Source organism: Methylomonas rosea (genome assembly GCF_024505055.1).
GTDB classification, from domain to species: Bacteria; Pseudomonadota; Gammaproteobacteria; order Methylococcales; family Methylomonadaceae; genus Methylomonas; species Methylomonas rosea.
The window spans coordinates 1-8,761 of sequence record NZ_JANIBL010000101.1; the positions used below are offsets into that span (position 1 = coordinate 1).

Here is an 8,761-nt window from a genome sequence, read left to right on the forward strand (position 1 = left end):
AAGGCATGGCCGCCACGCCAACCAGGCCGCCCAAGGCTTCGCCGCCGTGCTTCTGTTGCATGGGTGAGCCACCCGGCTACCGCGCCCGATTGCGGGCCACCCCATACTGACAAAACTGACTAAACCGACAAAAGGCCAGCCGGCCACTTGGGCAACTCTGCCGCCGGTTATCGATCCTCCGCCAGGGTGAGGCGCGGCAGCCACGCCAATCAGGCCGCCTAAGGTGTTGGTGCTTTCCTCACTGGGGTGTCTCTTGATGTTACTGAAACAACTCCGTATTCAGGACATATTCAATGATGTGCCATTCTGCACATGCCAACTCGCCAAGGTTTCTTGGGGTGCACCAGAGTAAGTAAGCGATTTTTGTCCGTTCGGAATCGTTACGCCAAGCTTTTGTTAGGAGCAGGACCGTAAATATCCGCTCTCGAGCATCTTGGAGCCTAATTGCCATACTGAGTCCCCGATTGGCATGACTTTTGTTGACAGGGATCGCCGGGGATTCGATATTCGCTAAGTTGAAGAGCAGGAATGGCTGCTGGGGAGAGTAGACAAGACGATTTTAGTCGCGGCAAGTTAGGTGCTAGCAGCGTATTACATGTCACGAAAACTTAACAGAACTGCAACTTTAATTTCTTGAGTGCTGGTTAACATTCTTTCTGCAAATTCTGTGAGGCAGATTTTTGCGGAAAACCAAAAACAATTAACCGACTTTGCTTTAGGAATAATGAATCATGAAAGTTTTTAAAATGACACTGATCGCAGCGGCAGTTGCCTCTGTTGTTTCGCCTTTGACTGCTCAAGCGGCAGATACGCTGTTTGACAATTTCACTCCGCTGGCGAGTTCTGCGGGCGTCGCTACTAATGCTGCCGCGCCTATTACGCTATCAAACCCTGGCTTTACGCAGATCAGTATTGCTGAACGCACGAATCAAAACACCCAGGTGCCAGGCTCAAATTCAGGAAATTGGGACATGATTACCGCGAATGAAACTGGTCCCAACGCCGGCCGATATTTGTTCATGCCGTTTGAAACAGGCACTGGCGGAGTGCAACGTATCGACTTGCAAGATGCCAACTACAATACTCGCACTACGACGATCGTGGCGCCAGGCACTCAGGGTTTTGTGTCTGGTGATGCGTCGCGCTGGACACCTTGGGGAAGTTATCTGACTGCCGAAGAATCCTGGGGTACAAACAGCACTAAAGGTCGTTTGTTCGAAGTGACCAATGCAACCACAGCGACAGCCAATGGCGGTAATTTTGTACAGCGCTCTGTAGTTCCGCATGTATCTCACGAAGGCTTGGCTTTTGACAGCAACAACAGCCTGTATTTTGTCGACGAGTTGAATGGCGGCGGGGTTTTCAAATACGTTTCGGCAAATCCGCTAGCGACCACAGGCGACGACTTTTTCGCCGCAGGCCAAACCTTTGTAATGAAAGTGGGTGCCGGTAGCCAATTCGAGGGTAACAACGGTCCGGCTATCACCGGTGGTTTCACTTGGGAGGCTATCACTAGTGCTAGCGGTAGTGCTTTAGCAGGTGTTTCTGTCCTGGCGGTCGATGGAAATATTGATGGCCGTGCATCAGCGGCCGCAGTGGCTGCTACTGGTTACAACCGTCCTGAAGATTTGGAAATTCAAAACCTGGGTGGCAACCAGCTGATTTATTTCGCTACTACCGATTCCGACAATAACGCTAACACTACCGACGGACGTAGCCGCGTTTACAATTTCAATGTTGCTACAAACAGTGTTAGTTTGTTTGCTGATTCCAACACCATTGATCTGGCGACTGGATTGGCGGTGGGCGGCGGTCTGAGAAATGCCGATAATTTGGCAATCGACGCCGAAGGCAATATATACATCATCGAAGACCGCGATGGCGCGGTTGACGACGATATTTGGTTTGCCAAAGACCTCAATAAAGATGGGGATCTGTTGGACGCTGGTGAAGGTCTGGCTCGCTGGGCTTCTAACGGTACTCCAGGATCTGAATTTACGGGTCTATATTTTGATAAGTTCAATGCTAACTTGGCATACGTCAACATCCAACATCCTACTGGCGGCAACGACCGTACCATGATGATTACTGCGACTCCGGCTGCCGTACCAGTACCTGGCGCGGTTTGGTTGTTCGGTTCCGCAATTGCCGGCATGATCGGCCTGCGCCGCCGCAAAGCCTAATTGCTTAAGGGAGCAGGGAATGTTCCCGCTTTAGATTGATAAGAAGCCCGGCTTTATGTCGGGCTTTTTTGTGATGGGTAGCTTCCGGACTGCTTGTCTAGCCCGGAAAATTTCTTCTTGACCACGAATAATTAAGAGAATCCAAACATGAACAAAAAAATGATGATGGTCGCCGTGCTGGTGGCTTTATCTGTAAGCGCCGGCGCGGAAGCGGCTGTAATTACGCAATGGAATTTCAACTCCAATCCTGCTGACGCTGCCACCGGCACCGGTTCAACTTCTCCTAGCATTGGCAGCGGCGCGGCTTCGCTGCTTGGCACCACGGCAACTTTTGCCAGTGGCGATGCCAGCGGCGGTTCATCCGACCCAGCGACAGGCGATGATAGCGGTTGGAATACAAGCGGTTATGCCGCTCAAGGTGCGGGCAATAAAACTCGCGGTACGCAGTATCTGGTCAGCACGGTGGGTTTCGATAATATTCAGATCAGCTACGACTTGCGCCACAGCAATACCTCCTCTAAATACGAGCAAGTGCAATACACCACGGACGGCAGCAGCTGGACCGACTTTTCCTTGTTTAGCGGTGCAACAGGCGATACTTGGTTTAATGGCCGTTCAGTAGATTTAAGCAGCATTGCCGGCGTAGCCAACAATGCTAATTTCGGCTTTCGCGTTTTGGCCGCTTTCGCGCCCGCAACTAGCGCATACGCGGCATCTTCTCCAACCGGCACTTATGGCACTGCCGGCACCTGGCGTTTCGATATGGTAACGGTATCAGGTACTGCCGTAGCTGCCGTGCCAGTGCCAGGCGCAGTCTGGTTATTCGGTTCCGCGTTGTTAGGCTTTTTGGGTGTTCGTCGCAACGCTTAATTTATTAAAAGTCAACACAGGGACGTGGCCTTACTCTTTGGGCGGCAAGGCAAGCTTGCCGCTGCTTTTTAAGAAGGCGATTTTTAATCCAACTATCTGATTTTTATAAGAATACTATTCGACAGCAATTATTGGACAGGTAGTGTGTATTGCTGGTATCTCGTTCGGGATTAGCGGGTCGAAGCCTCATGTTGCATGCCCTTCGTCAGACCTAATACCCACGCATAAAGGGCACGGTATTTAAGGAGTGGCTTAATCACTTTTCTGCAAAATATCCTTAACCACCCGCAATGCGGATTGGCTGGCGCCGTTCGAGTGGGTGTCTTCGGTAAAATCTCCTGCAAAATAGACGCGGCCTTGCGGCTTTCTTAGTGAGTCGGACAACGCATCGAAGCGTGAGCGCCCGACCGGCCAAGAGGCGATGGCGCGCGGATGGTAGCGGTAAAAACTCATTTGCTTGACCGCTTGCCGAAAGCCCGGCCATTGTTTATCGAACGCGGTTAACAATGCTTCTTGTATCTGGTCCGGATCGTTAATCCGCGAGTTAAAGCGCTCCGCGTCCGCGCCGCTGACCAATAAATTCAACAGCGCATCTCCGCCGGGTTTGGATTCGCCTCCGTAAATCACCCCCAAAGGACTGTCGGTCATAATCGGCAAGACGCTTTCGCCGTCGTAAGTCCAAAAACTGCCGGCGGCGTTGTCGACCCTCACGTGGGCGGTAAAGTAAGCGCCGGCGGATTGGGTTTGGATCGCTTGTTTATGCTCGGCGCTGAGCTCCGGAGTAAATTGGATGTCGTTAAGCCGGAACAACGGAATCGCGGAGATTACGTATTTGGCGCGGAAAAGCTGTTGCTGATAGCTGCCTTGGTCGGATGTAAGCACTTCCACTCCGCTTGCCGTGGCTTTGATGTGGGTGACCAATTGGCTGAGCCGGATGCGGTCCTTGCCGATGAAATTTGCCAGCGCTTGCGCGGCGCGTTGATTGCCGCCAATTACATGGTGCGGCGCTAAACCTTTACCGGAAAAATAATGCCATTCGGCAATGCCGTCCAGTGCGCTGATTTTTTGCCAGGAGGTAGCGTACTCCGGTTCGGTTTCGATGCGCACTAGCTCCTGGGCTTTGGGGGACAGGCCACTGGTGTTTTTGATCCAGTCGGCAAAGGACGTTTCCATTAATGCCAGCAACTCGTCCGGTAAGGGGCGCTGCTGCAATTGTCGATAAAGCTCGGCCATTTTGGCGTCCCAGCGTTTGTAAGCGTGCAGTTCGTCGGTATCCAGCACGGAGCGCAGAAACTCCGGATTGGAGTCTTGGGTGAAAGGATAGAGCTTGCCCTGGTAATAGAAACTGGAAAAACTGCTGTACGCCGTTTCCATCGGAATTTTCAGGTCTTTAAAAATTTCGATAGCCGGGTTGTTTTCCCAAAACTCTTCCAGACCCACTTCGGCATGCGCGCCGTCCGGATAAGATGCGGTGCGGATGCGGCCGCCGATATGCGGACTCATTTCCAGAATCAGAGCGGTTTTACCGGCTTTTTTCAAATGATACGCTGCACTTAAACCCGATAGGCCGGCACCGACGATCAAGACATCGGCGCTAAGCGGCTCGGCGGACAGTGTGGCGGAGCGCTGGCTCAGCGACAAGGTCAAAATTATGAATATTATGAAACGGTTGGATTGCTTGAGAGATAGGGTGGTCATCTGCGTCACCTTAAGGATGTTTGCAAGCCGCTTGACAATAACGCCAAATCCTGGCCTAAACGGCTTAGTAGGGCCTAATTCATTCGGCTTGGTATCGCTAGTTATTACTAGAATATGGGCGAAATATTGCAGGGTAGTGACTTGAGGGCAAGGTGTTTGTCGCGTCACATAATAGTCACAAACTTGTCGTATTCTCGGCGTTTATCCCATCATAACCTGTCTGGCTAATGAATTATTCCGCAACTGTAAAGGGCAAAAGCTTTGATTTTCGCGATTTGCGTACCTTGCTGGCCAAGGCTTCACCGCGCCGGGCGGCGGATGAATTGGCCGGATTGGCGGCGGTTTCCGAAGTCGAGCGCGCAGTGGCTCAGCAAGTGTTGGCCGACGTACCCTTGCGGCAATTCATCGAAGAGCCTTTGATCGCTCCTGAGCTGGATGAAGTTTCCCGATTGATTTTGGATCAGCACGATGCCGTGGCATTTACGCCGATTGCAAACTTGAGCGTCGGCGAGTTTCGCGATTGGTTGTTAACTGAGGATAGCGACTTGGCGGCAATCTCGGCGGGGCTTATGCCGGAAATGGCCGCAGCCGTCAGTAAGATCATGCGCAATCAGGATCTGATTGCTGTAGCTCGGCGTTACCGCGTCGTTACCCGCTTTCGCAATACCATTGGCTTGCCGGGCCGCCTATCCACCCGCCTGCAACCCAATCACCCGACCGACGACGCGCGCGGCATCGCCGCCAGCATCCTGGACGGATTACTCTACGGTAGCGGCGATGCGGTGATCGGCATTAACCCGGCTACCGATAATTTGGACAATGTCTACACGCTGCTGAATCTGCTCGACGAGATTATCGTCAAGCACCAAATCCCTACCCAGTCTTGCGTGTTGGCTCACGTTACTACCAGCATGGAACTGATGCAGCGCGGCGCGCCGGTGGACTTGGTATTTCAATCCATCGCCGGCACCGAAGCGGCGAATCGCAGTTTTGGTATCGATCTGGCAATGCTCCAGGACGCCAAGGCCATGGCTGAAGCCTTGGGGCGCGGTAGTGTCGGCCAGCAATTGATGTATTTCGAAACCGGGCAGGGTAGTGCACTGTCTGCCAATGCCCATCACGGTATCGACGCGCAGACCTGCGAGGCGCGGGCTTATGCGGTGGCCAGGGAGTTTAATCCGCTATTGGTCAATACCGTGGTCGGCTTCATCGGTCCTGAATATCTCTATGATGGCAAGCAAATCATCCGCGCTGGTCTTGAGGATCATTTTTGCGGCAAGCTGCTTTGTGTGCCGATGGGCTGCGACATTTGTTACACCAACCATGCTGAAGCCGACCAGAACGATATGGATACACTGCTGACGCTGCTGGGTGTGGCCGGTTGCAATTTCATCATGGGCATACCGGGCGCCGATGACGTGATGCTGGCTTATCAAAGTACCTCGTTTCACGATGCGCTGTATCTGCGGCAAGTGTTGGGCTTGCGGCCAGCGCCGGAGTTCGAGGCCTGGCTGGAGCGAATGGGGATATTCGACGAGCGGAACCGCTTGGCTGATGCGCGCAATGCCGCGCCGTTGCTGGGTAACTTTCATGGTTTGCCGAAGGCTTAACGATGACCGATCCCTGGTTTACATTACGGCAATTTACCCAAGCCAGAATTGCGCAAGGGAGGGCAGGGTGTAGCTTGCCGACTAGCGCGCTGCTGGACTTTCAACTTGCACATGCCAGTGCGAGGGATGCGGTACACCAAGTTTGGGATATAGCCGGTTTTGCCGGGGGCGTGGAACAACTGGGACTGGAGCCAATGATCCTGGCGACGCCGGTTGTTAGTCGCGAGCAGTACCTACAACGTCCCGATCTTGGGCGCCGGCTCGCGCAATCCAGTCGCGAATTACTCGCAACGCGGGCAAACCAAACCATTGACCTGGCCTTGATTGTCAGCAACGGCTTGTCTTCCACCGCCGTGGACGAGCATGGTTTGGCCTTGCTGCACACAGTGGTTGCCGCATATGCCGAGCACGGATTGCGGATGGGGCCGATTTGTCTGGTCGCTAACGGTCGGGTGGCCTTGGCGGATGAAATTGGTGCAATGTTGAACGCGCGGCTGGTGGTGATCATCGTCGGCGAGCGGCCGGGTCTTAGTGCAGCCGATAGTTTGGGGATGTATTTAACCTACTCACCCAAGCCAGGCAATACCGATGCCGAACGCAACTGCATCTCCAATATTCGCCCGCCCACGGGGCTGTCTTTTAAGGCCGCTGCAATCAAGTTGGCTTACTTGAGCGAGCAGGCCTTGCGGTGTGGTTTTTCGGGTGTGGCGCTCAAGGACGACATGCCGGAGAGGCTTACAGAGATTGGCGACGTGGCTTTGCAAAAGTGTAAGCTCGGTTCAGAAAGTGCTTTGTAAACATACCGTTGCACTTGCTGCTCGGCTGTAGTCAAGGTTGACAATGAAATTCCTGAAACCCGATTGCTATCCAGTTGCGGAACTCGGCCGCTCAGTGGGTACTTTGTCCATGTTCTCTATGGCGTTTTTGAGCTCATCCGGATTCGACGGTGCAGGAATACTTATTCGGCGCGCGGATCGGGCATCACCCGGTTCAGCATGGCAGAGAATCAGAACTTCACTTCGTAACCTCTATTTGTATTTGGAGATTGCGATGAAGCCTTTCTTGCTGACTATTTGCCATTATATTTCGTCAGTTTAAGATTGCGACAAATCGTCGCACTTTTTCTGGACAAAGCGATTTAAGTGCACTAGAATGCCCTCACCTTGACTTAGGTCAATACGGGCCAAAAAGCTTCGTATCTATTGGGGGAGGGAATGCGACCGTGTAACGGTACAACAATAATAAAAGCGCAAGCTATTAACCTGCTATCACAGATATCAGGCGTCCAAAAAACATAAAAATAACACCGGACGAAGCCCACTTAATTGTGGGCTTTTTTATGCGCAAATTACTATAAACCTGTTTGTTATTCAGATGGCCGAAAAATCAGATTCGCTTCCACAAGATATTATGGAGGCAGAGCGTTTCATTGATGAACTAATGAACGATACTAAGCACCCGGTTCATAATCATGCTCATCCTTTACATAAAGAATCGGTTAAAGCATTAGACGAATTGATGCAGAGTCTGGATACAATGCGCCATGAATGGCTGTCTAAGGGATAACTCAGAAAAATACACGAATTTGTCTCTGATCATTGTCTTTTGAGTCGAAATCAGTCATGAGACAGGTTGCCGTCAGGTTTGCCCATAATCTAAATTGTCATGATTTCGGCCAATGTTTGTTATCCAGTATGTTTTTCCTTTAAAGCTGTTCCAAATATATCTTTATTTTTTCTCAAAAACGGATATAATCGTCGGTTCGAGTATGTTGCAGTAACAAAGCGCATTAATAGTGTAGGGAGATAGTATGCTTATCTTGACTCGTAGAGTAGGAGAGACCTTGATGATTGGTGACGATGTGACTGTTACAGTTCTCGGGGTAAAAGGAAATCAAGTTAGAATTGGCGTAAATGCACCAAAAGATATATCTGTTCATAGGGAAGAAATCTACGAGAGAATTAAGAAAGAGCAGTCCGAAGCAGGGAGTACGGAGGGCTGAGTAAGTTATAGGAGAGATGGCCGAGAGGCCGAAGGCGCTCCCCTGCTAAGGGAGTATGTGCCAAAAGCGCATCGAGGGTTCGAATCCCTCTCTCTCCGCCACTAAATAAAACCTTGACATAGGTTAGGTAAAGAAAGACAATAAGCGGCTCAGATAAGCGCCCGTAGCTCAGCTGGATAGAGTACTCGGCTACGAACCGAGCGGTCGGGAGTTCGAATCTCTCCGGGCGCGCCATATCGAGACAGCAAAATATTAATCCCCTGTAGCTCAGTCGGTAGAGCGGGTGACTGTTAATCACTAGGTCGGCGGTTCGAGCCCGTCCGGGGGAGCCAAATAAATTAAGGCCTCACATGCAAATGTGGGGCTTTTTTTTGCCTGAATGGGAGCCTCCGGGTCGG

At 51.8% G+C, this 8,761-nt stretch carries 7 protein-coding genes and 3 tRNA genes; 9 read left to right on the forward strand and 1 reads right to left on the reverse strand.

Annotated features, from left to right (window positions below; genetic code table 11):
- The first annotated feature begins 731 nt into the window (after window positions 1-731).
- Window positions 732-2,183 (forward strand): alkaline phosphatase PhoX, encoded by a 1,452-nt coding sequence (locus NP589_RS20755; RefSeq protein WP_256608681.1) that lies wholly within the window; start codon window positions 732-734, stop codon window positions 2,181-2,183.
- Window positions 2,184-2,330: 147 nt separating this feature from the next.
- Entirely contained in the window at window positions 2,331-3,053 is a 723-nt protein-coding gene (locus NP589_RS20760; RefSeq protein ID WP_256608682.1) for a PEP-CTERM sorting domain-containing protein, read from the forward strand.
- Window positions 3,054-3,305: 252 nt separating this feature from the next.
- On the opposite strand, the gene NP589_RS20765 is transcribed toward NP589_RS20760, so the two are convergent.
- A complete protein-coding gene (locus NP589_RS20765; RefSeq protein WP_256608683.1) occupies window positions 3,306-4,751 on the reverse strand; it encodes a flavin monoamine oxidase family protein in 1,446 nt (481 codons plus the stop codon).
- A gap of 227 nt (window positions 4,752-4,978) precedes the next feature.
- Between NP589_RS20765 and NP589_RS20770 the strand changes: the two genes are divergently transcribed.
- From NP589_RS20770 to NP589_RS20800, 7 genes are all read left to right on the forward strand, one after another.
- Window positions 4,979-6,361, forward strand: coding sequence for an ethanolamine ammonia-lyase subunit EutB (locus NP589_RS20770; RefSeq protein WP_256608684.1), 1,383 nt, complete (start codon window positions 4,979-4,981; stop codon window positions 6,359-6,361).
- 2 nt (window positions 6,362-6,363) lie between these two features.
- Complete coding sequence (eutC, locus tag NP589_RS20775; RefSeq protein ID WP_256608685.1) at window positions 6,364-7,158, forward strand: ethanolamine ammonia-lyase subunit EutC; 795 nt, start codon at window positions 6,364-6,366, stop codon at window positions 7,156-7,158.
- 577 nt (window positions 7,159-7,735) lie between these two features.
- Window positions 7,736-7,927 (forward strand): hypothetical protein, encoded by a 192-nt coding sequence (locus NP589_RS20780; RefSeq protein WP_020482892.1) that lies wholly within the window; start codon window positions 7,736-7,738, stop codon window positions 7,925-7,927.
- 244 nt (window positions 7,928-8,171) lie between these two features.
- Window positions 8,172-8,363, forward strand: coding sequence for a carbon storage regulator CsrA (gene csrA / locus NP589_RS20785; RefSeq protein ID WP_020482891.1), 192 nt, complete (start codon window positions 8,172-8,174; stop codon window positions 8,361-8,363).
- Window positions 8,364-8,373: 10 nt separating this feature from the next.
- Window positions 8,374-8,464 (forward strand) — tRNA-Ser (locus tag NP589_RS20790).
- 56 nt (window positions 8,465-8,520) lie between these two features.
- Window positions 8,521-8,597, forward strand: a tRNA-Arg gene (locus NP589_RS20795).
- Window positions 8,598-8,619: 22 nt separating this feature from the next.
- A tRNA-Asn gene (locus tag NP589_RS20800) sits at window positions 8,620-8,695 on the forward strand.
- The last annotated feature ends 66 nt before the right edge of the window (window positions 8,696-8,761 follow it).